General features: G+C 37.9%; 25 protein-coding genes and 1 pseudogene. 14 read left to right on the top strand and 12 right to left on the bottom strand.

Annotated elements, in window-relative coordinates; genetic code table 11:
- The first annotated feature begins 75 nt into the window (after nt 1-75).
- From WNY98_RS19390 to WNY98_RS19365, 6 genes are all read left to right on the top strand, one after another.
- The gene (locus WNY98_RS19390; RefSeq protein WP_165726008.1) at nt 76-579 is read left to right on the top strand and encodes an Lrp/AsnC family transcriptional regulator; all 504 of its coding nucleotides are present in this window, start codon (nt 76-78) and stop codon (nt 577-579) included.
- Nucleotides 580-783: 204 nt separating this feature from the next.
- Nucleotides 784-1,533 carry an ATP-binding protein gene (locus WNY98_RS19385; RefSeq protein ID WP_342878698.1) on the top strand — a complete coding sequence of 250 codons (750 nt, stop codon included), beginning with the start codon at nt 784-786 and terminating at the stop codon, nt 1,531-1,533.
- A 136-nt stretch (nt 1,534-1,669) separates the two neighbouring features.
- Entirely contained in the window at nt 1,670-2,683 is a 1,014-nt protein-coding gene (locus WNY98_RS19380) for a DUF5924 family protein (protein WP_342878697.1), read from the top strand.
- A 71-nt stretch (nt 2,684-2,754) separates the two neighbouring features.
- Nucleotides 2,755-2,991 (top strand): hypothetical protein, encoded by a 237-nt coding sequence (locus tag WNY98_RS19375; protein WP_182693745.1) that lies wholly within the window; start codon nt 2,755-2,757, stop codon nt 2,989-2,991.
- Between the two features lie 11 nt (nt 2,992-3,002).
- Nucleotides 3,003-3,446 (top strand): hypothetical protein, encoded by a 444-nt coding sequence (locus tag WNY98_RS19370; RefSeq protein WP_182721194.1) that lies wholly within the window; start codon nt 3,003-3,005, stop codon nt 3,444-3,446.
- 122 nt (nt 3,447-3,568) lie between these two features.
- Nucleotides 3,569-4,372 carry a hypothetical protein gene (locus WNY98_RS19365; RefSeq protein WP_342878696.1) on the top strand — a complete coding sequence of 268 codons (804 nt, stop codon included), beginning with the start codon at nt 3,569-3,571 and terminating at the stop codon, nt 4,370-4,372.
- Nucleotides 4,373-4,440: 68 nt separating this feature from the next.
- Here WNY98_RS19365 and WNY98_RS19360 read toward each other — a convergent pair whose 3' ends face one another.
- Entirely contained in the window at nt 4,441-4,761 is a 321-nt protein-coding gene (locus WNY98_RS19360; RefSeq protein WP_342878695.1) for a hypothetical protein, read from the bottom strand.
- A gap of 12 nt (nt 4,762-4,773) precedes the next feature.
- Nucleotides 4,774-5,820, bottom strand: coding sequence for a YHYH protein (locus tag WNY98_RS19355; protein ID WP_342878694.1), 1,047 nt, complete (start codon nt 5,818-5,820; stop codon nt 4,774-4,776).
- A 251-nt stretch (nt 5,821-6,071) separates the two neighbouring features.
- Between WNY98_RS19355 and WNY98_RS19350 the strand changes: the two genes are divergently transcribed.
- Together WNY98_RS19350 and WNY98_RS19345 are read left to right on the top strand one after the other, a co-directional pair.
- A complete protein-coding gene (locus tag WNY98_RS19350) occupies nt 6,072-6,731 on the top strand; it encodes an NAD(P)H-dependent oxidoreductase (RefSeq protein WP_076926010.1) in 660 nt (219 codons plus the stop codon).
- A gap of 121 nt (nt 6,732-6,852) precedes the next feature.
- Entirely contained in the window at nt 6,853-7,299 is a 447-nt protein-coding gene (locus WNY98_RS19345) for a hypothetical protein (RefSeq protein ID WP_342878693.1), read from the top strand.
- Nucleotides 7,300-7,413: 114 nt separating this feature from the next.
- Here WNY98_RS19345 and WNY98_RS19340 read toward each other — a convergent pair whose 3' ends face one another.
- Nucleotides 7,414-9,429 carry a TonB-dependent receptor gene (locus tag WNY98_RS19340; RefSeq protein ID WP_342878692.1) on the bottom strand — a complete coding sequence of 672 codons (2,016 nt, stop codon included), beginning with the start codon at nt 9,427-9,429 and terminating at the stop codon, nt 7,414-7,416.
- Between the two features lie 225 nt (nt 9,430-9,654).
- On the opposite strand from WNY98_RS19340, the gene WNY98_RS19335 reads away from it, so the two are divergent.
- Nucleotides 9,655-11,472 (top strand): serine/threonine protein kinase, encoded by a 1,818-nt coding sequence (locus WNY98_RS19335; protein ID WP_342878691.1) that lies wholly within the window; start codon nt 9,655-9,657, stop codon nt 11,470-11,472.
- A 112-nt stretch (nt 11,473-11,584) separates the two neighbouring features.
- Here the strand turns inward: WNY98_RS19335 and WNY98_RS19330 are convergent, their stop codons facing one another.
- Nucleotides 11,585-12,109, bottom strand: a complete 525-nt coding sequence (locus WNY98_RS19330; RefSeq protein WP_342878690.1) for a hypothetical protein — start codon at nt 12,107-12,109, stop codon at nt 11,585-11,587.
- Nucleotides 12,110-12,122: 13 nt separating this feature from the next.
- Complete coding sequence (locus tag WNY98_RS19325) at nt 12,123-13,130, bottom strand: YHYH protein (RefSeq protein ID WP_342878689.1); 1,008 nt, start codon at nt 13,128-13,130, stop codon at nt 12,123-12,125.
- Between the two features lie 217 nt (nt 13,131-13,347).
- On the opposite strand from WNY98_RS19325, the gene WNY98_RS19320 reads away from it, so the two are divergent.
- Nucleotides 13,348-13,779, top strand: a complete 432-nt coding sequence (locus tag WNY98_RS19320) for a DUF3859 domain-containing protein (protein WP_342878688.1) — start codon at nt 13,348-13,350, stop codon at nt 13,777-13,779.
- Between the two features lie 100 nt (nt 13,780-13,879).
- On the opposite strand, the gene WNY98_RS19315 is transcribed toward WNY98_RS19320, so the two are convergent.
- The 3 genes from WNY98_RS19315 to WNY98_RS19305 form a co-directional block, all read right to left on the bottom strand.
- Nucleotides 13,880-14,296: a VF530 family protein gene (locus WNY98_RS19315; RefSeq protein WP_024599091.1), complete on the bottom strand. Its 417-nt coding sequence runs from the start codon at nt 14,294-14,296 to the stop codon at nt 13,880-13,882.
- Between the two features lie 72 nt (nt 14,297-14,368).
- A complete protein-coding gene (locus WNY98_RS19310) occupies nt 14,369-15,361 on the bottom strand; it encodes an MDR family oxidoreductase (RefSeq protein WP_342878687.1) in 993 nt (330 codons plus the stop codon).
- 49 nt (nt 15,362-15,410) lie between these two features.
- On the bottom strand, nt 15,411-16,046 hold the full coding sequence (locus WNY98_RS19305; RefSeq protein ID WP_197186189.1) for a TetR/AcrR family transcriptional regulator: 636 nt from the start codon (nt 16,044-16,046) through the stop codon (nt 15,411-15,413).
- 399 nt (nt 16,047-16,445) lie between these two features.
- Here WNY98_RS19305 and rmf point away from each other — a divergent pair, with 399 nt between their 5' ends.
- A complete protein-coding gene (rmf, locus tag WNY98_RS19300) occupies nt 16,446-16,616 on the top strand; it encodes a ribosome modulation factor (RefSeq protein WP_002960897.1) in 171 nt (56 codons plus the stop codon).
- A gap of 67 nt (nt 16,617-16,683) precedes the next feature.
- Here rmf and fabA read toward each other — a convergent pair whose 3' ends face one another.
- Nucleotides 16,684-17,199 carry a bifunctional 3-hydroxydecanoyl-ACP dehydratase/trans-2-decenoyl-ACP isomerase gene (fabA, locus tag WNY98_RS19295; protein ID WP_007582756.1) on the bottom strand — a complete coding sequence of 172 codons (516 nt, stop codon included), beginning with the start codon at nt 17,197-17,199 and terminating at the stop codon, nt 16,684-16,686.
- Nucleotides 17,200-17,402: 203 nt separating this feature from the next.
- Here fabA and WNY98_RS19290 point away from each other — a divergent pair, with 203 nt between their 5' ends.
- From WNY98_RS19290 to WNY98_RS19280, 3 genes are read left to right on the top strand one after another with little or no spacing between them, the layout of a single operon-like run.
- Entirely contained in the window at nt 17,403-18,260 is an 858-nt protein-coding gene (locus WNY98_RS19290) for a 6-carboxytetrahydropterin synthase (RefSeq protein ID WP_024597965.1), read from the top strand.
- Entirely contained in the window at nt 18,253-19,071 is an 819-nt protein-coding gene (locus tag WNY98_RS19285) for a M23 family metallopeptidase (protein WP_342878686.1), read from the top strand. Before WNY98_RS19290 ends, WNY98_RS19285 begins: the two co-directional genes overlap by 8 nt.
- Before the next feature lie 5 nt (nt 19,072-19,076).
- A complete protein-coding gene (locus tag WNY98_RS19280; RefSeq protein ID WP_007582749.1) occupies nt 19,077-19,508 on the top strand; it encodes an acyl-CoA thioesterase in 432 nt (143 codons plus the stop codon).
- Between the two features lie 469 nt (nt 19,509-19,977).
- Here WNY98_RS19280 and WNY98_RS19275 read toward each other — a convergent pair whose 3' ends face one another.
- The 3 genes and pseudogenes from WNY98_RS19275 to WNY98_RS19265 form a co-directional block, all read right to left on the bottom strand.
- Nucleotides 19,978-21,300 carry a Na+/H+ antiporter family protein gene (locus WNY98_RS19275; protein WP_024593634.1) on the bottom strand — a complete coding sequence of 441 codons (1,323 nt, stop codon included), beginning with the start codon at nt 21,298-21,300 and terminating at the stop codon, nt 19,978-19,980.
- A gap of 8 nt (nt 21,301-21,308) precedes the next feature.
- Nucleotides 21,309-23,279, bottom strand: coding sequence for a DUF3488 and transglutaminase-like domain-containing protein (locus WNY98_RS19270; RefSeq protein ID WP_197186191.1), 1,971 nt, complete (start codon nt 23,277-23,279; stop codon nt 21,309-21,311).
- Nucleotides 23,279-23,686: pseudogene (locus WNY98_RS19265) on the bottom strand (DUF58 domain-containing protein); the annotation flags it as partial. The pseudogene WNY98_RS19265 and the gene WNY98_RS19270, both read right to left, overlap by 1 nt.
- Nucleotides 23,687-23,763: the final 77 nt, after the last annotated feature.

Raw genomic sequence — 23,763 nt, 5'->3', positions numbered from 1 at the left:
TAATTTAGTATTTAAAGCTAAAACCCCATAATCTTTTTATTTTAGGGTAGATAAACTACTTACACGGGAACTAACATGGTTAGAAAAAGCATTAAATTAGACAGACTAAATCGTCGTATTTTAACCGAACTACAAAATAACGCGCGTATTAGTAATAATGAATTATCTACAATTATAGGGTTATCGCCAAGTGCTTGTTTACAAAGAGTGAAAGCATTAGAGGATAGTGGATATATTATTGGCTATGCAATGGTCGCTAATGTCGATAAGTTATGTGTAAACGTAAAAGCATATGCCCACTTTACATTAAAAAGTAATACTTACGAGCATTGTGGTGTTTTTGAAAAAGGCATTAAAAAATATAGTGAAGTGGTTGATTGTATGAAGGTTAATGGCAGTATAGATTATATAGCCTTTATGATGGCATCAAGTATTGAAGACTTTAATAGTGTGTGTAATGAAATTATGAAAGACACTTTAGGGGTAGAAAAAATAACAAGTCACTTTGTGTTAGAAACGGCAAAATGGTTTGGAGGCTATCCACTTGAATCATTAGAGTGGAAAGTGCAAGACGAATAACAAACTAACTTAGATAGGCTCTAAGTGGATTATTAAATCTGCTTGTGCAAATCTAGCGCAGAAAAGATAAACCGACTTTCTATTATATTTATAAATCCATAGCTGTTTGTCTATTAATAAAAGCGTTATAAACCATATTAATGGCAATGCCAGTGCATTAACTAAGTTATACTCGTTTTTCATCACCTCACCTATTGAGTATTCGTGGATATCAAAGGCACTTGTATTGCATCAACTATTGATGAGCATGGCCCTGTTTATGTATATCAAACAAAAAAGAATCTTATTCTCAGCTTTGACGGAAAAATTTATCAAAGCTGTATTAAATTAAATAATATTAACGGGTTAAGCTTAGCTTATACGCAAGCTATGATGGCTGCGCTTTTTTTTATACCGCACTTAAAAACCGCGATGATAATGGGACTTGGGGCGGGCTCTATAGCAAAAAGTCTTTATCATGCGTTTCCCGCGCTGGCTATACATACCGTTGAATACCGTAAAGCCGTTGCTGATATGGCTATAAAATATTTTGAAGTCCCAGTATCAGAACGTTTGTTTATTCATATTGATGATGCGGCAAACTACATGAATAAAACGCAGATAAAAACAGATGTTATTTTTTCTGATTTATATAGCTCAGATGGGATGGAGACAGATCAGGTGCAATCATCCTACTTACGTGATTGTAAAAATGCGCTCACTTTTGATGGTGTTTTAGTACTTAATATTTGCCATACCAAAATTGGGCAGAGGGAAGTGTTTGATCAACTACTTGAGAAAGAATTTGCAGGAAAGATTCTTAGTTTTATTATTGAAGGCGGTAATAAAATTGTGTTCGCTTTTAACAATAAAATGCCTGCACTTAGTGAGGATGAATTACTGGTAAAAGCTCACGCGTTACAAAAATTAATAAACGTACCAATGACGCGCTATGCAGAGCTTTTATTTAATTAAAAGTGGTTAGTTTGATGTACTGTTAAATGGCGCGTTTAAATCCATCCATCTATCTGTTGTTCATTTAAACTTGGTTAAACTAATCATTCTCTGAATAAAAATAATAAAGTACGTACCCGTACGGAAACACTCATACATGGATTACTGTAAAAATATAATCGCTAAGTTTATAAGCTCGATGCAAAAGCGGCCTGGATTATTGGCTGTGCTGGCGTTTTTGTCGGGCGTTGCTAGCTTTGCACTTGTAGATAGAAAAGAGTCTTTTTCGCAATTTATTGCGATATTTTTACTTATTAGTTGGTTGTGGCTAATTATTGATAATTGGCTGCGTGATAAAGTAGAAGAAAAGTTTGGTGTGGCTGTATCTCCTAACGTAATGCGTTTTGCGCTACAAATGGTGCAGCAAGAAAGCCTATTTTTTGCATTGCCATTTTTTTTAGCGGTTACGCAGTGGGATCATCCTCAAGCAATTTTTACTTCCCTTATTGCTTTGTGTGCAGTTATATCGGTTATCGATCCCTTTTATTATAAAAAACTTGCTAGAAACCGCACGCTATTTAGCGTGTTTCATAACTTTGCTTTATTTGTTGTTTTGCTTGTTACGTTACCTATTTTGTTAAACCTTACAACGAGCCAAAGTTTAGCTGCCGCACTTGTAACTGCTATAGTGGTTACTCTTCCGAGTTTAAACAATTTAATGCCTAATGCTCGCTGGTGGCGTTTTCCTATTCTTGTATTGATTTTATGTGCTTTAAGCACAGCAGTGTGGCAATTAAGAAGCTATGTGCCTCCTGCAGCACTGCGATTAACCGATATTACGTTAGCTCATGAAGTTGATTTACAACATAAAAAGCCAGTAGGGAGTATTAAACAGTTAGATTCTTATACGCTGCACCATCAAGGTTTATATAGTTGGACTGCTGTTAAAGCACCAAGAGGCTTAAACGAAAAAATATTTCATGTGTGGCTTCATAATAAAAAAGAAGTTGATCGGATCACGTTAAATATAAACGGTGGGAGAGAACTAGGTTATAGAGCGTGGACACACAAAGTAAACTTTCCTAAAGACTCTGTTGGTAAGTGGCAAGTAAAAGTAGTCACCGAATCAGGTCAGTTAATAGGTTTAACGAAATTTACTGTTACACCTTAATGATGGTACTAGGTTTGTAATCTAATAAATATTTGATAGGCTATTTTTACAGTGTTTATTGGATGAACGTTATGAGTTTTGCATTTGATCTGTTTATTTGGTTAATGGTAGAGACTATTTTAGGTTTTTTAATTTACTCAACAGGTTGTACTATTTTAAAAATAGTTACCTTTGGTAAGTTTAAAAGCGATATTACCGATTACGTATCGTTTAAGGCGAATAATGCTAAAAATGTTTATTTAATTTGTGTGCTCGGGTTTAGCTTTTACGTGCTATTAATTGGCTTTGTTGCCTACATGAGTCATTAAATTATAATTACATGAATAATAATACATTATTTACAGCAGGCATTTTAAGCTTTATAGCATCACTTTTACATGTAGCCTGTGTTTTTGGAGGGCCTGACTGGTATCGCCTTTTGGGTGCTGGTGAGCAAATGGCTCAAATGGCAGAGCAGGGTAGTATGTATCCTACTTATGTAACTTTAGCTATTTCAGTTATTATTGCTATTTGGGGCTTTTATGCGCTCTCTGGTGCAGGCGCCATTTTAAAACTGCCATTTTTAAAAACTGCACTCGTATTAATAACCGCAGTGTATTTAATACGAGGTATTGCGGGTTTAATCATTCCTTTTTTAACTTCAAGCCAAATCGTTCACCAGAATTCTATTCAATTTTGGATTATAAGCTCGATAATTTGCTGCATTTATGGGTCATTTTACTTATTTGGTACCCTTAAATTGTGGCGAATAAAAAATGTATGAATGCTAGATTTCCTGATCTTTTAAATTCAAATTATTAAATACTGATAGCTTATTTTTATATTGCGAAATACTATGTGCGACTATTTTTTACGCGCATATATTTTGGCTTTAGGGATCTATAAATGAATAAAACGTTATTGAGTACTTTGCTTGCAGCTCTTATTTGTACATCTCTTTTAGTTAAAGTGCAGGCCCAAGACGTTCATGCACTTGAGCCTGAATTAGGTGTTGGCGGAAATATTAAGCTAGATGAGGCAAGTACAGCTTATGTTGATGACGGTTTTGATTTTCATGTGCATCCACTTTGGGAAAGCCGATATGTAAGTGAGGGCCGTGACAATTTAGCGGGTAAAGGTATTGCCTCAATCGCAACTGAATTTAATTATAATGAAATAGCTATTATTCCGTGGGTTGCAACGGGTGTTGATAGCGATTATACCGAGTTTAACTTAAATGCTATTTACGCAACTCAGTTATTTAATACCGTTGATATATTTATTGGCTACAACCATTTAAGATCGCGTGAAAATACCTCTAATGATCACGACAATGAGGTTAGCTTAGATTTTTCGTATTTTTACGATGATAAATTTCAGCTCACTAGCGGCGCATATTATTCGTTTGATTCTCAAGGCACATTTATAGAGCTTGCGATAAACAAAGGCTACGAGATAAATGAAGCTGTTAATATCGATTTTCAAACGGGGCTAGGGTTTAATGCAGGTTATGTAAGTGATGGCCATAATGGTATTAACAACCTTAAGCTTACAGCTAACGTGTCGTATCAAGTTATTAAGCAACTTGAAGTATACGCATATACTAGCTACACCATGGCAATTAATAAAAACGCTGAGCGTTTTGTGGGTGATCAAACCTTAAAAAACGTGTTTTGGAGTGGTATTGGTCTGAGCTATCTATATCGTTAAAAGTTAGCAGCACAATAAAATGGTTGTGCTGCTTATTAAGAGTTTATCAATAAAAATTAGCCCTAAATTTACATAGCTTTATTAAAGTTGGTTTTTAAATCACTCTTTTCTTTTTCGTGAGTGTGGCTTTTTATAGGGGCGGAAATTTCATTATCAATTTTTTGAATCGGTTGGCTTCGTACACACATTAAATCATCAGCCATATACTGGCAGCTGCCAATATATAAATCGTTATGGCCGCCTTCGTATTTACATGATTGAGATTTTACTTTATCTGCGCAGGCTTTAACTGCAACATCATTTAACGGCCCTGAATGAGCATTTAAAAATGTGGGTGCTGCAAGTAAAGCCATACCAAACACGCTTAAACAACTACTTTTTATAAACATAACAACTCCTTTTTAATGCTTTTCAGGATCATGGCCTGGCGGTGGACCGTTGTGATCACCTGGTGGCCCACCTGCAGGCCTAACTGATTCTCCATGTAGGCACCCTATAAACATATTTTCACTAGGACTGGCTGCGTGGTAGTGATAACCCCTTACTTCATCTGTATTACCTCGGCATTCATCAAGTGACTCTTCTTTACCGCTTGTATCACGCATTGCATAAATACCATAACCGTCTATTGCATAACCTATAAGAGGTGCATGTCCACCTTCTGTAGCAGCTGAGTCAGTACAACCAGTGGTAGAGTGATAGTGATAACCTTGGTGTAAATTTATATGGCCACCACAATCATCAAATGCCGCAATGGTATAGCTCTCTAAAATTGCATTAATTGGAGCAGGCCCTGATAGCTCAGTACCGTCTAGTGCTATACCTACTGTTCTTAATCGGCCAGTATCAGATGCTGGAATAGGTGTAACAGGAATTAAATACGTTAATGAAAAATTATCTTCTAAATACGACAGTTCACACTCAATACAATTTTGTTTATATTGCTCTTCAACATCAGGGCGAGCTGCACCAGCGCAAGACTCTTTTGTAGCTGTATATCTAATTTCATTTGTTTTAGTGTCGTAAAGTACCCACTTTTCATCGCCGTAGTATTCATCAAGCTTTAGGACAAATTGGCCTGTTAAATCAACTAAATCACCAGTACCTTCTTTACTAAACCAACTGCCAGTTACATCAGCGCCATCGGTCGATGTGCGCGGGCAAAATGGACCCGGCTCTCTACCTGCGGGTGCGCCTGATGTAATTAACTCATAACACTTAGTTTTAGTTCCTTGCGCCGTTTCGCAATCAACAATGTTAGGCTCAGATAAAAAGGCCCCTTTTTTAAACATAGATAAATTTATTGTTTGATTCGTTTTTTGTACTTCACTAAGGGAGCTACTGACTTGCTTAGTATTTTTATTAGTTGGTGAGTCGTCGCAGCCACTTAGAGTTAAAACTGTTGCGGTAATAATGATTGCAAACGCGCTGTAATTATTTGAGCCCATTACTTGTATCCTTTTCAGTATAGGTTTTGGTGTACTTATACTGTGGCATATTACTGGCTAAATGTGCAAAAAGTATGGAGAACGACAAAATAAGCACATGATACAAAACCTTTAACAGTGTGTGGTTGCTAAAGCGCAGTTTTAAATTTAATTATTAGTGTTCAAAATTAATAAAAAACGGATATGTGTAATACACAATAGCTAAAAGTGTTAGTGTTTAGATGTTATTCAAATACATATGAGGATTACATATGAAGTTTTTAGTGTTTTTAGGGACAGTGCGTAACAGCACGCCACCAAAACCTGCTCGCTTAGGTGAGAGAGTGTCTAAAGCCTGCATGGAGTGCTTAAACGAGCAATTCTCCGAACATGAGTTTGAGCTTATAGATGCACTTGATTACCCAAGTGAGCAAGTTTTTAAACCACATTTTGCCTATGCTCAAGGTAAGGCGCCTTCAATGCTAAATACTTTAGCTGATAAAATTAAAGCGGCTGATGGATATGTAATGGTTAGCCCTGAATATAATCACAGTATGAGCCCAGCTCTCGCTGACTTACTTAATCACTTTGGTAGCTCACTCTTTTCGTACAAGCCCAGTGCTATTGTTACTTATTCTGCTGGGCAGTGGGGTGGACTCAGAGCGGCAATTAGTATGCGCTCGTTTTTATCAGAGCTTGGCTGTTTGCCTGTATCAGCAATGATCCACGTACCAAAAGCACAAGAAGTATTTAATGATAATGGCTCTGTGCAAGCTGGTGAAGAGCAGTCATCGTGGTTTAATTATTTTCACCGTACTTTTGGGCAGTTGGTTTGGTGGGCAAAAGCTGCAAAAGAGCATAGTGAAAATGTAGATCCTCATCAAATGATAAAAAGCTTTAAAACAGATCCTTCTCAGCGAAATGCCCCATAACGAATACTTTTAAAATATAACAAATTTAGCCCTTGATTGGGCTAAATTTGTTTCTTTTATAGAAACTTAAAATATATAAATGTTACTATTAACATCTACTTATAAAAAAGGATGTTATATCTTGAAATACCTTACTCTTTTAAGTGTATTAACACTTAGTGCTTGCAGCTCTGTACAAAACTTACCGGCGCTTGGCGAAGGCACTACTGCTAATATGAATTTAATAGCTCTTTCGGAGCAGAGCGCGCCACAAGGTGTTAGCGGTACATTTAAGTTTTATATTAAAACTGCAGGCTCTCAGTACGGTGACGTATTTTTAAATACCGAAGCTGACTATCGTGATCGACGTGCTATTACAATTTCAATTGATTCAAACGTAGCTGCTAAACTCACAGAAAAATACGGACAATCAGCCGACACATTTTTTATTGGTAAAACAATTGAAGTAACAGGTGAAGCGAAGCGGGTAACTATCGATTTTTTAAGTAAAGGCAGAAAAACCAATAAATATTACTATCAAACACATGTTGCTGTTAACTCAATAAATCAACTTCGCATTGTTGAGTAACATCAGCCAGCTTGTTGAGGCATCGGATTAATTACTAAGATACTTATTGGCTAAGGGTATGTTTTACAGTGGCACTGTTTTTATATACAGTGCCACTGTAAATCTCAATTAATACTAAAATAACAAGCTTAATGTTAGTCGCGCTGTTCTTGGCTCTATTGGATGAAAGTGGTTATCTTCAACGCCTTGTGCTGATTCGCCAGGTAAACGCGATGCATAATAGTAATCTATATCGTGGTCGGTGCTATTAAATAAGTTAAGTAATTCAAAGTTTACTTTCCAGTGAGTCTGCTCATAGCTAATTGCGCTATTTACTACTGTTAAAGGCTCCGAACGCTCGTTACCATCGCTAGTTAATGTACGTTTGCCAATATGGCGAACTCTAACTGATGACTGCCATTGCTCACTTAAGTGCCAATTTAAACCTGTACTTGCAACAACAGGAACAGCACCTTCTATATAATCATTATTGTCATTAATATCTAAACGTGAATGCGTGAACGAGGCTTCTGCGTCGATACTAAAGCTGTCGTTAATCCAATAATAAGCGCTTATTTCTAATCCGTAACGCTCAGATGCATCACTTGGTTCTGTATTACCCGCATCGCCAACAAATAAAAGCTCTGAGTCGAGTGTTAGCCACCAAAGTGCAGCTGATAGATTAAACTTTTGCTCATCAGCAAATCGGACGCCTATTTCAGCGCCTTCACTTTTAACTAATAAGTCAACTTGCTCTGCTTGGTCACCGGTAATAGGGTCAATATTAATAGTAGATCCACGCGCATCATTTGAATGAAAAGATTGTCCCCAATTAGCATATGCAGCTACTAAATTTGTAAAACGGTAATTTAAACTCCCTTTAAAACTTACTAAATCATCCTTTGCTTTTCCTGAATTTACGGCGGTAATACTAGTCACGTTTGTATCAAAATAGTCGTACCTAACGCCAACGGTTGCTTCAAGTTTTGGAGTAAGTAAAAGTTTAGACTCCCAAAAGCTTGAGTAGCTAGTTTGCTTTAGTTCATCTTGCCTTACCGTACTAAGTCGCTCTCTTGCTTGCGTGTTATAAAGCCCTACGTTATCTATGTCGTCGTGGCGAAGCTCAATACCTGCGGTATGTTGTATGTTTATATCTGATGTTTTGGTTTCAAACTGGTAGCTTATATCTGTTCCATAGATATTTCGGCTATCTTGCTGATTAAACTGATCGCCATTAATTGGATCATTTAAAAAATAACTAAAGTTAGAATACAAAGTTAAATCGTAATTTATGGCATAAATGCTGGCTTTAATATGCTCACCTTGCCAGTTACTAGATAAACTATAACGGCTAGAGCTGCCACCAAGTGTGGTGTCAAGAGAGCCTAATTGAGTAATTAAATTTTGTGATATCGCACGCTGTGGAATTTGATCTGCTGAATTCCATGTATTGTCGTATGCCATGGCACTTATTGATAAGTCACCATCAAAAGCTTTACCAACATAGCGCAGTAGGGCATTCTTTTTATTTACATCTTCGTTTATATCATCCCATGGGCCGTCATAGCCTTGCCATTCTGCCGCTGCAATGAGCTTACCTGTTGCAATGTTAGTAGATCCCAGTACAACAGCGCGTCTATAATTATCTTCTCCTATACTGAGTTCAACTTGGTGATGTTTTAGGTTATCAGCAAGTTGAAATTGAGCACTACCTGCGGTTGAAAAGTCACCTTGGGTTGCGCTATATGAGCCTTTTTGATAGTTAATAGTTGAAATAGACTCAGGGATTATAAAGTTTAGGTCGGTGTAACCTTGTCCGTGGCCATGGCTGCGCATATTAATTGGCATGCCATCTATGCTGGTGGCAAAGTCGGTGCCGTGATCTAAATTAAACCCCCTAATAAAGTACTGATTAGCTTTACCAGAGCCGCTATGTTGAGTGACTGCCATACCTGGGATTAACTCTAACATTTCGGCGCTTCTTAACATTGGGCGCTGCTGAATTTCACCTTGACCAATAATACCGCTAGATGCGCTGATTGACTCACCAATTAGCCCATCTCTGTGACCATAAACGGTTAACTTTTCTATGTTTGCATAGCTATAACCACTATACAAAGTGCCTAGCGCTAAAATTGCTAATGTTCTCATGACTAAAATCCCTATCTAATGTATTTGTTATTAATGCAGCTATGTTAAATACGGCTTAGATAATTTATTGGATGCAACATTTGTTGGTTATTTGTAATTATTTAGAGGTGAGTAAAGATGGGTAACTTAAAAACTACGCCGCACGCTATTGTAATCTTATTACATAAAACTAATAATCGAGTGCTTTAAATGACTACATAACACTAACAAAATAGAGAGCCCGTATTGAAAGCCAAAGAAATCCGCAATTTTTACATTAACGAAGAGCAATCTGTTTATTTGCTTTCGCACCGCGATGCTAAAAAGCACCGTCAGTGGCTTAACATTTGTATTAAGCAGTTAACACTGCTGGGGTACAAAAATGTAGAAATGATTGGCTCGGGTGCTTTTGGTTTTGTGTTTGCAGGAGATGACGATAACGGCTTACCTTGGGTATTTAAGTTTTCGCGTATTACTCTTGCCCAAAGTGTGCGTGACCGCTTAGAAGATGAAGCGTATATGCTTTCGCAAATTGATAATCCGTTAGTGCCTACCTTTTATGCGTTTGAACGTATTAAAAAACAAGGGATTTTAATGATGGCACGCGCCATTGGTGAAGACCTTGAAAAAGTATCGCTTAAAACAGGGCGCTTTAGTGCCGCGCAAATAATGGCGCTCGCGGTTAGGCTTCGTAATGTGCTAGTTGATTTACGCAGTCATAAAAATGGCATTAGCCCACAACCTATAGTGCATGGCGATATAAAGCCTTCAAACCTTGTATGGGATGCAAGCACTGATGCGCTGTCGTTAGTCGATTGGGGTAGCTCTGTGTATGCACAGTTAGATAGTGATGGTAATCCTGTTGCGAGTAACTTTATGGATTTAATGTCGGGCGATTTAAGCACAACGAATGCGCGTATGGGCGATGTGTACTTTATTGGTGAAGCGCAAATGTCGGGGGAGCAATCATCCCCACGATTTGACGAACAAGGTGTAGCCGCTACGTTATATGCGCTAGCGTCGGCGCAGTCGTGTCGCTTTGGTGCACAAGCTATACCTGCAAGCAGCTTAGGGCTTCCAAAAGAGCTGGCTAAAGTAATTGACGGTATGCTTTCTAAAAGTAAGGCACAACGTGATGGTGCTGGTGATTACTTTATGCGTAACATTACAACTATGGCGAAAGCGTATTTACCTGAATTTGCTAAAAAACAAAAAAAAGCAGATATCCCTTTTTGGTATGGTAGCGATGAGCAGCCAGATACGGTTGTGTATAGCTCACGAAAACAATTTTTACGCCAGGCTGATCATAATCAACAATTACTAGATATAAACGACGCGCAACTTGACCGTTATTACAAAGAGTTTTTGTTTGATACAGGCGATACCGAAAAAGCATTTTTAGCATCTATAAGCCGATTAGCAAAGTATCCTGTAGTAGGCGGGCTTAGTTTTCATTGGAGAGATGAGTCGTTATTTGTTGAATCGTCTTTAATTATGCATGACGAATCATTGGGTGATGCGTTTAGTGATGCGATTAATAATACAGTTATGCTTGCGCAAGCGATTAATCAAAAAGGGCTATTTAAGTGCTGTTTGTTTGATGCCCGTAAAACTATTCAACTAGAGCGAGATGGCACGGGGGCATTTAAGTTTGATAGCCTACCAGAGCTTGAATACGAAGTCGTAAGTATGAAAGCAAATGACATAACCCGCCCGCATTCATACTTTGAAGACGGTAAAGACCCTGACGAGCAACTACAGCTACCTAAAAAAGTTATTAAGTGCGTATTTGAGCTTAACCAAATTCATCATACCGGTTGTATTATTTTTGAAGCACTGCCGGACAGAATGAAAATTCACCATTACTACCGATTACTCGATTCGACCAAAGAAGTTGAGTTTAAACGCCTTCTTAATAAACTCATGCAATACGCGGTAAATATTACTGACGTTGGTGTTGCGGGCTTTATGAAACTCCCTTATAAAAACACCCGTGAGTTTAGTTTATGTGAGCAGCAAGAAGAGCATTACTTTCCTAAAAACCCCAAGCTTGTACCTTTGTAGAAATAGCCCTTAAATAAAGAGAGCTGCATAAAAAGACAAAGATAAAAAAGAGCACAAGTTTGTTCAAATTGTACTCTTTGCTACTTAATTATTTGGTAAGTATTACTAATTATTAAAACACCTTACTAAAGGGCGACGTTGGTGATAGCTCAAATTGATGAGTAAGTTTTTGCGTTATATTAGTCGCTGTTATTTGATAATGCTGCTTGTGCTCATTGTTACTAAATAGCTTAACGTTAAAGTTAACTTTGGTTAATTTACTGGGCATAGAGTAGCGCCCAGTAATGGTTACTTGGTCTATATTGTCGCTTTTATGTGTATGCGACGCTTCTGGGTTTAGCAAAAGTCCGTCAATAGTAAATTTATACTGATGATCCGCTAAATAAACGTTCTTTGTAACTCGCTTACTTATTTGTTTTTTGTGAGCATTAAACTCAACTATTGATATTTTGCCATCTTTATTTTCATCAACCCCTTTAAAAGCCGACATAGGGATTGAAAGTACAATAAACACGTTATTATCAACAAAGTTTAGTGTGCCGTGCTCTGCAACCATTAAATGTGCGTTTGCTAAATTTGGCATAATCAACAAACCCAAGGTAGTCATACTTAGCAGATGTGATTTTATATAAGGCATAGCTTACTCCTAACTAAACTTCGCCTTTAACGCAGCGTTGAAAAAACGGGTAAGTGTCTGTTGCGTAATAGTGGTATATCCCATCGGGAAACTCAGGTGTTACGCCAACGCGGCCATTACATTCATCTAAATCACCAGAGCCTGCTACGTATTCCCAATCTTGTCCAAATGTACCTAAGGGATATATATCGGTAGAAGGGCGATTTGCGCTTACGGTTGTTACGTGTTGGTAGCTACCGGTCATTGCGGTTAGGGCTGAAGTTGCATCACTTGAATCCGAATAGCCGTAACGTGCATAAATAGGAAAGCCGTCTGCTGCCCAGCCTATTAAAGTCATATTGGTGCTATTACCACCTCGCAGTGCTACAAAGCCTTCAGGCATACCGTGATAGTGGTATGTACCATCGGGTTGTACGTGTGCGTTGTTGTCGTCTGTTCCAAAACTAAACGTGTCTTGGCTTAGGGCTTCGATGTTCCAGTTGCCGCTGTTGTCGCCCAAATCGCAATCGGTGCCCGAATCATCGCAACTCCCGCCTGTGCCTGCGTCTATTTTAATGCCGTTAAGTACAACGCCTATCATTCCACGAGGACCACCAAGCATAGTTGCTTGTGTTGTTTCTACAGGCTCAAGTGTGTAGCTTTCATTTAAAGATTGCTCAGAAATAGTATTTGGGTTGTCGGCATTAGGAAAAGTGCCTACTTCATGGTCGGGTATGCCATTAGCTACTAAGTCGCGTGTAGTTCCTGTGCATGACCAATCTGCTGCGCTGGTGGCTTGTACTGATTCTGACTCGTTATATTCGCTGTAGCTATATTCACAAAGTACGCCCTGGGTTGAGCTACTCGTACCTGTGCCATTATCTGTGGTGGTTTGGGATGAATCTGTAGTTGTTGAGTTATCAGCTAAGGTTTCGTTATCACCTCCACATGCAACTAACGATGAAACAATTAAAGCAAGAGAAGTGAGCTTTAAACCATTTACTATGTTGCGTTTTTTATTTATTAGCGCGTGTTGTTTCATTGCAGTACACCTGATCAATTAAGTTATACATACAATAATCAGCAATTGTGCAAATAGTGTGTAAACAATGATGACAAACTAGCAATTATGTTAATAGACGTATTGTAAAGTACGACATTTTAGCAGTACGGGCATTAAGGTGTATTAGATTGTGTTTTATTTTAAAATTTCAAAAAGTTAAACTAACAGTAATTAAGTAATATAAAAGGCTATCTTAATGGCTAAAATAAAACCTGTTGTTACGCTACAAAGCCACGGCATTTACTCCACGTGGGATAGCGAAAGTAAGGCGTTGCCACAAATAGAGCAATTTACAACAAATGTAATAGCTGAGGTAGATATTGAGTTTGGTTTAATCGTAAATATTAAAAAAGGTAAAGGCGAAAAGCTTCATTATTGTATTTACCATCCAGATATTCCAGATAGTAACGGCGATGTAATGGACCCATTTGAAGGCGATGTATACGTTAAAAATAGCGATTGGAACTTTTACTTAGGCGATACGCTTTGGCTGCCAATAGAAAATAAATTGGGTGATTGGCGTATGACGATTGAGCTTAATGGCAAAGTTATTGCGGATAAGACATTTAACGTGGTATTAGAGGCAGAGCGCACTGAAACAGACTTTTGGAAAAACCGGGGATATTGATTGTTATTTATTGTATGTAGCGCGGATATAATTGAAGTTAATGAGAAGATAGTCGAAGAGCTACTTATAAATAGATCTTCGACCTTAAATTAGTAAGTTTTTAGTTACCCCAAGGGTTACTCGAGTTTGAACGCTGTTTGCGATCGCGAGCACGTTGCTTTGATTCTTTCTTTTCTATAATGCGTTTAGCGTCAACAAAGCTAAGTTCACATGGCTCACCAGGTTTATGATCAGCTGGGATCACACGATCTCGTGGCGGCAATTCGTATTGAACATCATCAGGCTTAGGTAAGTTTTTAAGACGATAAAGGTAAAAGTTATCTACTTTTTCTTGTGCCCATTGTGTTTTACGTAAAAATTTAACTGCGGATTTTATATCAGGATTGTTTTTAAAGCAGTTAAGTTGTAAATAAGCGTGTAGGAGTTCCCACCCATATTGTTCAACCAGCTCTTCAACCACTTGTTCTAATTTTACGCCTTGCAGTGGGTTATTACTGAAAAGTTCTTGGTTGCTCATAGGTGTTGCCTCGTTATTAAAATACAAATTGCATTATAAATTTAATAACGAGGCTTTAACAGAGTAAATATCTTAACTTTGGCAATTAACTACAACACGACCACGAATTTTACCTTCCATAAGTTGCTCTGCGTTATCAATTACGTGTTCGAGTGATATTTCTGTCGAAATTTTATCTAAATAATCAGCGCTTACTAATTTAGCTAAACGATCCCATGCTTCGATTCTGTCGGCTTTAGGGCGCATTACGCTATCAATCCCCATTAACGATATGCCACGTAATATGAATGGCGCAACTGACCCTGGTAAATCCATACCTTGTGCAAGTCCGCAGGCGGTTACTACGCCACCATATTTCAATGATGCACAAATATTGGCAAGTGTATGGCTGCCTACAGAGTCTATTGCGGCAGCAAAGCGCTCTTTTTGGATCGGCTTACCTGGATTTGAAAGCTCATTTCTGTCAATTACGTGTTTAGCGCCTAACTCTTTTAAATACTCACTTTGATCTAATCGGCCCGTTGCTGCTGTTACGTTAAACCCAAGTTGATTTAATAAATAAATAGCAAAGCTGCCTACGCCACCATTAGCACCCGTTACCAGTATTTCGCCAGGCTCAGGCGTAATACCTTGTTTTTCAAGAGCTATAACACTTAGCATGGCGGTATAACCGGCGGTACCAATTTGCATGGCTTGTTTTGGTGAAATACCAGCAGGCAAGGGGATTAGCCAATCGCTATTAAGTGCCGCTTTTTGAGCAAGCCCACCCCAATATTTTTCGCCTACACCAAAGCCATTTAATATTACGTTATCACCGCTTTTAAATTCATCGCTGGTGGAGTTTGTAACCGTACCTACTAAATCAATACCTGGCACCATAGGAAAACTACGTACAACGGGGCCTTTGCCAGTGATTGCTAAGCCATCTTTATAGTTAAGTGTGCTGTATAGCACGTCAATAGAAACGTTTTCGTTTGGTAAATCACTGCTTTCGATAGTCGATAATGAGGCACTATAGTTATTATCTTCTTTATTAATAACAATGGCTTTAATTGGGTTACTCATGGGATATCCTTTTAGACCGATCGTCTTTTAATTGATAAATAAAAACGCATTAGGTTAATAATGCGCGTAAAAACATTTCTGTATACAAAGTAAGTGGGGTATTTGATTTAGTGAGCTTGGCGCGCATAACAGCACCTTCCCAACCAATCCAAAAGTACTCACTCATTAATTTTGTGTTTACATGGCTTGCAATAGTGCCTTGCTGCTTAGCTTGGTTTAAGCAAGCTTCTACATGGTTTTGCCAAGCGGTGTAGCTTTGCATTAATCTGGTTTTAAACTCTTCACTTAAATGATTAAGCTCTTGGTTTAAGTTACCGACTAAGCAGCCACGTTTGTAATCGTATTTTTTCATCCCCTTAATTGCGCTTTGGGTAAAATTAACGATTCGCTCCAGTGGGGGAACATCTTCTTGCTGTAAGTAATAGGTAAGCTTGGCAATAAAATAATTGTCGTATGCATCAACTAACGCAATACCGTAGGCTTCTTTACTTTTAAAGTAGTGATAAAAAGAGCCTTTAGGTACAGCGGCTTTTTTTAAAATAGTATCGAGGCCTGTGGCACTAAAACCAAATTCGGTTAGTGTTTCTAGGCCCGTGCGAATAAGTAACGCTTTTGTATCGGCGTTCTCTCTGGCTATTTTAGGTGGGCGACCACGGCGTATTGGTGTTGATGTATTTTTGTTCATAGGTATATATTAGACCGATCAACTTTAAATAATCAAGTGTAAATTTAAATTGTTTAAAAATAGTTCAAATTAGGCGAGTAATAATAACTGAAATAAAAGTGTCACGATTACATTTTTGTTTGGAACTTAGTCAAATTACTCAGGTCGTAATTTATGTACTTAAGTACATTTTAGCGATTATTGAGTCGCATTTTATTTAGCATAAAACCGGTCAAATTAAATGTTGTATGACCACTTACTTTTTTAAATGTTAATTCATTTTTGCATCAGCAGCTTAGTTAAAGTCAAACAATTTAATTGCTTTTACGATTTGAATTTTACATTTTTATTAACTATTCATTAAATGTAGATTTCACTAATGCTACACAATATATAAATAAAAAGGTGAGGATATTACCGATGAAGAGACAGAAAAGAGATCGTTTAGAAAGAGCTCATTCTCAAGGTTTTAAAGCAGGTTTAGCAGGTCGCTCAAAAGAGCTATGCCCTTATCAACAAGTAGATCCAAAATCAGAGTGGTTAGGAGGTTGGCGTGAAGCGATTGAAAACCGCAACATGTACAAAACCTAAAATCAATAATCGAATTTAAGCAAAAAGGCCTCCACATTGGAGGCCTTTTTGTTTGTGCATTTAAAAATTAAAATGCGCTAGTGTCTTGGAACAAGCCCACTTTTAAATCTTTTGCTTCGTAGATTACTCGGCCATCTACTTCTACAGTGCCGTCAGCAACGCCCATAAACAATTTACGTTTAATTACGCGTTTCATTACAAGGCGGTAAGTTACTTTTTTATTTGTTGGTAAAATTTGGCCAGTAAATTTAACTTCACCCACACCTAGCGCACGGCCAAGACCAGGGCCACCTGACCAACCTAAGTAAAAACCAACTAGTTGCCACATAGCATCTAAGCCTAAACAACCTGGCATTACTGGGTCACCTTTAAAATGGCAATCGAAAAACCAAAGGCTAGGGTCAATATCAAGCTCAGCAACAATCTCGCCTTTACCATGAATTCCGCCATCAGCGGTAATAGAGGTAATGCGGTCCATCATTAACATGTTGTCACTTGGTAAACGGCAGTTGCCTTCACCAAACATTTCACCTTGACCGCAAAGGATCAAATCTTCTTTTGTATAGCTATTTTTAGGTTCCATAACACTTATCTTCGCTTAGAAATTGCCAAGTACTTTAGCGTACACTTGTACGCTAAACAACTCGGAGCAGTTAAAAAATCAAAATATTGCATATTAAATCACCAATCAATCAGCGCGATTGGTTTTTGCACTATAAAACCGCGCAATTACAATCAGAAATCATTATAATTGGCACTGTCTTATAACCAGTCTAAAGGAAGTTTATGATCCTTTTTGTTAACTCACTAACTGTGATTGATTTTTCTTACTTATGTAACAAACGCGGCGCCGTTGGCGAGAGCTGGATTGTTGATTTAACTTTGCACGGTAAACTTAACGAAGAGTCTATGGTTTTAGACTTTGGTTTAGTTAAAAAGCAAATTAAAGGCATTATAGATGAGTGTATTGATCACCGATTAGCAATTCCTACGGGCCTTAATGGCACTGTATCTGAATTTGACGAGCATAAAACACTCGACTGTACATTTGGTGAAAACAACCACTTGGCTATGAGTGCTCCTCATCAAGCTTATTGCATGATTAACGCAAACGAAGTCACTGTTGAATCGGTAACTGAATTTTTAATTGCGACTATTTTACCAAAGCTACCAGATAACATAGAAAAAATTGAGTTGTCTCTTAAGCCTGAGCACAGCCAGAGCTTTTACTATCATTACAGCCATGGCCTTAAAAAGCATGACGGTAATTGCCAACGTATTATTCATGGGCATCGTTCTCAAATTGGTATTAGCCTAGACGGCATCTCTATGCCGCGATTGCAAAAAGAATGGTCTCAAAAGTGGGAAGATATTTACTTAGCCACTAGTGAAGATCAAATTAACGCACCTGATTTAAAACACCTAACAGCCAAAGCGGATGATGTATGTTTTGCTTACACATCGGCACAAGGCTATTTTGAAATGGCTATAAGCGAGTCTCGTTGCGACATTTTACCAGTAGACACCACTGTAGAGTGTATTGCTGAACATGTAGCTGGCCAAATTAAAGCCCAATACCCAGAAAAAGCAGTAAAAGTAACCGCTTATGAAGGGGTTGGAAAAGGATCGATTAGTTATGTTTAAAACACTTATAGCAACAGCGCTTGTCGCCTCTGCTAGCTTTAGTGCTATGGCGCTTGAGTTAAAAGGGCATTTAACACAAGGCGGTTTAGTTACAGGTAAGCTAGAAAACGCTAAATCAGTAAGTTTAGATGGCAAAAGCTTAAAGCTTTCGCCAAATGGTGATTTTGTATTTGGTTTTGGTCGTGACGCTGATACTACTCATACTTTAAAATGGGTAGATAACAAGGGTAAATCGCATTCACAATCGATAGCTATTACTAAGCGCGAGTACAAAATTGATAAAATTACTGGTGTAGCTAAAAAGTATGTATCTCCGCCAAAAGAAGTCAGTGCACGTATAAGCCGCGAAGCTGTTGCTGTTCGTAAAGCGAGAGAAGTTGACTCTGATTTACTGTACTTTTTAGACCCTGTGTTAAAGCCTGCAGAAGGGCGTATATCGGGTGTGTATGGCAGCCAACGTTATTTTAATGGCGAGCCTCGTCGGCCACACTTTGGCTTAGACATCGCTAATAAAACAGGCTCTCCTGTTTATGCTCCTATTAGTGGTAAGGTGGTATATGCTGAACCTGATTTATATTACTCAGGCGGTACATTAATTATTGATCATGGTCATGGTATTACCTCAACTTACATTCATTTGAGTAAGCTTGACGTAAAAGTGGGTGACACAATAACGCAAGGCAACAAAGTAGCTGAAATTGGTGCAACAGGACGTGTAACGGGTCCTCACCTAGATTGGCGTTTTAACTGGAAAGGCGAACGCCTTGATCCTGCATTACTAATGCAAGATACATTAGCAAACAAAAAGTAGAGATTATGACTGACGTAAATCGCGATGCAATAATTGCTCAGCGTATTGAAGACTCAACCACATCGGTAACTAAAACAGTGTTTCCAGGGCGCACCAATCATCACAATACATTATTTGGTGGTGATGCACTGGCGTGGATGGATGAAGTTGCATTTATAGCGGCGACTCGTTTTTGTCGTAAGCCTTTGGTTACCATATCCTCTGATAGAGTTGATTTTAAAGAAGCGATACCAGCAGGTACGTTTGCAGAGTTAATAGCTAAAGTAGTGCATGTAGGTAACACAAGCTTAAAAGTTGATGTAGATATACTCTTAGAAACGATGCACAGAGACGATAAGCACTCAGCTATTAGTGGTAGCTTTACGTTTGTTGCAGTTGATGATAACCACAGACCAACACCGGTAGTATGCGATAAAATGATTTATGGTTTTGACTAATTTAAAGCTTTAAATACAAGATAGAGTAAAGTTATATAAGCACCTTAGTAGGTGCTTATATAAAAACCCATAAAGAACACATCATACCTTATGTTTATTAAATGCAATCTCAACAGCTCAATTAATATTTACTAATAAAGTAATCAAAATAGGGGACCAATTGATAAGGCTGAGAATTGTTAGAACCAAAAAAGGCATGCTTTAAACATACCTTTTTAGTTACATTTAGCTTTTAATTAAATGTTTTAATACTTACAGAATACTACTTATACCAATCTGCTTATATATGGGGTCTATTAACGTTAAGAAGATTACGCTAGGCAAAAGTTTTTATATCTAGTTGTTCTCGGCAATTGCTCCCTGCATTGCTCTACCTCCTGCATCCATGCAGTCGTAAATAAAAAACTTTTAACGACGTTATAGTGCAATTTAATTCGTTAAATTGATCAAAGATTTATGCAGGTTGGTATTAAAGCACCATTGCTGCAATCCAGCCAAATATCAGCAGCGGAATGTTAAAGTGAATAAATGTTGGGATAACAGAGTCTCTAATATGGTCGTGCTGACCATCGGCATTTAAACCTGAGGTTGGGCCAAGTGTTGAGTCTGAAGCAGGGGAACCTGCATCACCTAAAGCGCCCGCAGTACCAACAAGTGCAGCGGTAGCCATAACAGAAAAGCCAAGGTCTAAACATAGAGGTACAAACAAAGTTGCAATAATAGGCACTGTTGAAAACGAACTACCAATTCCCATTGTAATTAATAAACCAACTAACAAAATAACACCTGCAGCAAGGGGTTTATTACCATCAAAAAGGGCGGCTCCACTGTGTACTAAGCTCGCTACATCGCCAGTAGCTTGCATAACCGATGCAAAGCCTTGTGCCGATATCATAATAAAACCAATCATCGCCATCATCGCAACGCCTTTACTAAATACGTCGCCGTTTTCTTCCCACTTAACTACACCAAATACACTAAATATCATTACACCTACTAGACCACCTAAAATCATTGAGCCACTTAGGTTTTGTGCAACAAGTGAGGCTAACACAGCGCAAAGTCCTACAATCATCACTTTTTTAGGCTTTTCGACATCAGCTGATTTACTCTGAGTTGTTAATGGGAGCTCTGTGTATTCACGACGTTTTTTGTAGGTAATAAATACCGCAATAAGTAATCCAATAAACATACCCAATGCAGGAATAATCATCGCCATAGGGACTTGTGTATTTACAATGTCTAAGCCGTTATCGACCAGGTTTTTATGCAAAATAGAATATAAGTAAATACCCCCAAAGCCATAAGGCAGCACCATATAAGAGGTTGCTAATCCAAATGTTAAAATACATGCTATAGCACGCCTGTCTAACCTTAGCTGATTAAAAACAACGAGTAACGGTGGAATTAAAATAGGAATAAACGCTATGTGTACAGGTACTAAGTTTTGCGAAGAAATCGCACAACCTAAAATAATTAATAAAATGAAGTAACTTAAAAATGTTTCATTCCCGCTGCCTTTAGCATTTACTTTAGCAAGTAACTTATCAGCGAGAATGCGTGTTAAACCCGACTTAGAAATAGCAACGGCAAACGCACCAAGCATGGCATAACTTAGTGCAATTTCAGCTCCAGCAGAAAGGCCAGAATTAAATGCATCAACACTTTCTTTTATACCCAAGCCTGCGGTTAAACCAGCAACTAAAGCACTTATGATCATGGCAACAATGACGTTAACGCGAGCCAGAGATAGCCCGAGCATTAAAATAACGCCTATAACAACAGCATTCATAGTATTCTCTATTTGGAAATTTTAATTAATTTTATCAGATCTTTAGCCTGAGTTTTACGCTCTTTCGTAAAAGGTTTTTTACCATAGCGAACTTGGTTAAATAACTGGCTAAATGTGTTTATAGATTGTGCAGAATTAGGAAGTTGCTCAGCAAAAAAACGTAACTGCTGACTAGGTGTTAAATTATCGGGTGTATTTATTTTTTGTTTTTTCGCCCATGCTTTTATTTCATAGAACTCTTTAACCATAGGCGCTAATTTAGCCGGACGTTTTGGTAAGTTTAAATAAACAAAATAACCTACAAAACAAAAACCAGCTGTTAATAAAACTATTAATGGTACAAGCCAAATATTATTACTACCAAAAATTGATTTTAAAAAATCATTTTGTTTTTCTTCATCAAAACCAAGTACCCAGCTAGACCATTGATAATCGAGATTTTCAAGTTCCAACCTTAACCAATTAATAGCGGGGAAATTACTTAAACTCACTAAACCAAAATCAAGATTACTTTTAAATTCGTTATTCAGCTCTTCGTTCTGAGAAAGTGAGCCATTTAAACGCTCTGGTGCAACAACGGCGGTTGCATCAAAAATAACCCAACCCTCGTTTTGTAAATATACTTCTACCCATGCGTGTGCGTCGTACTGGCGAACTGTTAGCGTATTATTATCTTGATTTAATTCACCGCCTAAATAACCACTTACTAATCGAGCGGGTATACCTGCAGTTCTAAAAATGTACGCAGCAGCGCTTGCATAATGACCACAAAAACCTCGTTTATTATCAAATAAAAATTGGTCAATGGTATTATCGCCGCTCATAGGTGTAGGAGTTAGCGTGTAAGTAAATCCCGTACCTGCAAAGTATTGCAATAAGCTATTGTAAAAATCGCGGTCAGAGTGTGTTTTTTGCTTTAAGTTTTTAGCAAGTGATGATGTTTTTATATTCTTTTTATGGGTTAGGTATTTGTAGCGTTTTTCTTCAAATTCGCCAAGCGGTAAAGTTGCAAAGTTAAAGCTATTTACATCGTATTGTAAGTTTTTAGCTTGTCGGTTTTTTTTTCGCAATAAACCTAGCGAATTACCTTCAACATTTTGTGAGTTACTACTGGAATAGGCTAAACCATAAAGCCACTTTTGTGTAGCAGGCTCTGTAATAACTGAGTAGCTTGCAATAAGTTGCTCATCATTTTTGCTCTGCGTATTTGCTTTTAAATTATTATATTTTAAAAAGTCAGACGTAAGCCACGCATTGCCATTAAATTCATCATGGACGATTGCTCGCCAATAATAAGGCGCTACAGGTTTTTCTTCGTTAAATTTAGCTCTAAATACAAGTTCATCTGAATTTGAAAGCTTTGCGATATCGAATGGATCGACTTGTTCAGAAAGCCCTGTTTTTGCAAGCTTAGGTCCAGGAAGTTGCCAAAAGGCGGGCATTTTGGGTAAAAAAAGCAGTAAAAATATAGCTAAAGGAAGCGCTAAAAGTAGCAATTTCCCACTTTGCTTAGAGGCTATTTTTAAATTATGTTTGGACTCGAGTAGGCCAAGTACTGCAAAGTTTAATATGTATAAACCACTTACAGTTAAAGTCGTTAAAATGCTTTGGTTGAATAAATACACAGATGAGAGTGAAAAAAATGTAAGCGTTGTAATTACATGATAGTGTTTTTTGGTTTTAGCCTGCAGCAGCTTAAATAAACTAGCAAGTAGCAGCATGGCCACAAATAAAATAACCGTATTCGACATGCCTATGGTGTAGAGCATTAAAACTAGTGACACACCTGCGAGTATGTTTGCCAGCCAAGCATTTGGCTTTGGTTTATTACTCAGCGTTATGTAAAAGTTCCATGCACAAATAAGTGCAAGTACACCAACAAAAACAAGGGGTAAATGCGCTATAAAAAATACAATCAAACAGGCATATATAAAAGACAGTGAAAAATTTATTACTTTTTCGTTTTTAATTATGCTCATTAAACACCACCATTATATGAGCATAATAACGCTAAACATTGCTGCTTATGATGCTGTCCGGTATTTGTGTTTATCGTTTTACTCGGTAGCTTTAACATAAAAGGGGTGTTTTTCTCGGTTGCTTCACACACTAAAAAGCATAACTGACTTAAGCGCTGCTCTGTATCTCCATTCATTAACGTAAAATCGAAGAGCGCATTCGCTATTTTAAAGTCTACAAACTCTTTAACTAACAATTGCTGTGTTTTTGCGTAATGCTTCCACGACACTCTTTGCAAGCCCATTTCCGGTAAGTGTGGGATGAGTGCCTCAAACTCTTCGCTGCCCGATTGTGTAGAAATACCTTTATCGGCTTGCTCATCTAGCATAGAAACATGCGCATCACTGTGCACTTGTTCAAGCGACGGGTTGTAGTGGCATAGTTAATTTGGCCACCCATTAAGAAAGAAATGTTATGCTGATAAGCATACAAATTTGGGTGAAA

Origin of the sequence: Pseudoalteromonas sp. AS71 (genome assembly GCF_038900275.1) — a bacterium.
Taxonomy (GTDB): domain Bacteria; phylum Pseudomonadota; class Gammaproteobacteria; order Enterobacterales; family Alteromonadaceae; genus Pseudoalteromonas.
This window is presented reverse-complemented; position numbering and strand designations above follow the sequence as displayed.

Excerpts from the sequence above, each read along its gene's own strand:
- WNY98_RS19270 (WP_197186191.1), bottom strand. The coding sequence starts at position 23,279 with ATGAGCATAATTAAAAACGAAAAAGTAATAAATTTTTCACTGTCTTTT.
- WNY98_RS19320 (WP_342878688.1), top strand. The coding sequence starts at position 13,348 with ATGGCTAAAATAAAACCTGTTGTTACGCTACAAAGCCACGGCATTTAC.
- WNY98_RS19280 (WP_007582749.1), top strand. The coding sequence starts at position 19,077 with ATGACTGACGTAAATCGCGATGCAATAATTGCTCAGCGTATTGAAGAC.
- WNY98_RS19330 (WP_342878690.1), bottom strand. The coding sequence starts at position 12,109 with ATGCCTTATATAAAATCACATCTGCTAAGTATGACTACCTTGGGTTTG.
- WNY98_RS19340 (WP_342878692.1), bottom strand. The coding sequence starts at position 9,429 with ATGAGAACATTAGCAATTTTAGCGCTAGGCACTTTGTATAGTGGTTAT.
- WNY98_RS19315 (WP_024599091.1), bottom strand. The coding sequence starts at position 14,296 with ATGAGCAACCAAGAACTTTTCAGTAATAACCCACTGCAAGGCGTAAAA.
- fabA (WP_007582756.1), bottom strand. The coding sequence starts at position 17,199 with ATGGAACCTAAAAATAGCTATACAAAAGAAGATTTGATCCTTTGCGGT.
- WNY98_RS19355 (WP_342878694.1), bottom strand. The coding sequence starts at position 5,820 with ATGGGCTCAAATAATTACAGCGCGTTTGCAATCATTATTACCGCAACA.
- WNY98_RS19325 (WP_342878689.1), bottom strand. The coding sequence starts at position 13,130 with ATGAAACAACACGCGCTAATAAATAAAAAACGCAACATAGTAAATGGT.
- WNY98_RS19290 (WP_024597965.1), top strand. The coding sequence starts at position 17,403 with ATGATCCTTTTTGTTAACTCACTAACTGTGATTGATTTTTCTTACTTA.
- WNY98_RS19380 (WP_342878697.1), top strand. The coding sequence starts at position 1,670 with ATGGATTACTGTAAAAATATAATCGCTAAGTTTATAAGCTCGATGCAA.
- WNY98_RS19285 (WP_342878686.1), top strand. The coding sequence starts at position 18,253 with ATGTTTAAAACACTTATAGCAACAGCGCTTGTCGCCTCTGCTAGCTTT.
- WNY98_RS19375 (WP_182693745.1), top strand. The coding sequence starts at position 2,755 with ATGAGTTTTGCATTTGATCTGTTTATTTGGTTAATGGTAGAGACTATT.
- WNY98_RS19360 (WP_342878695.1), bottom strand. The coding sequence starts at position 4,761 with ATGTTTATAAAAAGTAGTTGTTTAAGCGTGTTTGGTATGGCTTTACTT.
- WNY98_RS19305 (WP_197186189.1), bottom strand. The coding sequence starts at position 16,046 with ATGAACAAAAATACATCAACACCAATACGCCGTGGTCGCCCACCTAAA.
- WNY98_RS19370 (WP_182721194.1), top strand. The coding sequence starts at position 3,003 with ATGAATAATAATACATTATTTACAGCAGGCATTTTAAGCTTTATAGCA.
- WNY98_RS19310 (WP_342878687.1), bottom strand. The coding sequence starts at position 15,361 with ATGAGTAACCCAATTAAAGCCATTGTTATTAATAAAGAAGATAATAAC.
- WNY98_RS19275 (WP_024593634.1), bottom strand. The coding sequence starts at position 21,300 with ATGAATGCTGTTGTTATAGGCGTTATTTTAATGCTCGGGCTATCTCTG.
- WNY98_RS19365 (WP_342878696.1), top strand. The coding sequence starts at position 3,569 with ATGAATAAAACGTTATTGAGTACTTTGCTTGCAGCTCTTATTTGTACA.
- WNY98_RS19350 (WP_076926010.1), top strand. The coding sequence starts at position 6,072 with ATGAAGTTTTTAGTGTTTTTAGGGACAGTGCGTAACAGCACGCCACCA.
- rmf (WP_002960897.1), top strand. The coding sequence starts at position 16,446 with ATGAAGAGACAGAAAAGAGATCGTTTAGAAAGAGCTCATTCTCAAGGT.
- WNY98_RS19390 (WP_165726008.1), top strand. The coding sequence starts at position 76 with ATGGTTAGAAAAAGCATTAAATTAGACAGACTAAATCGTCGTATTTTA.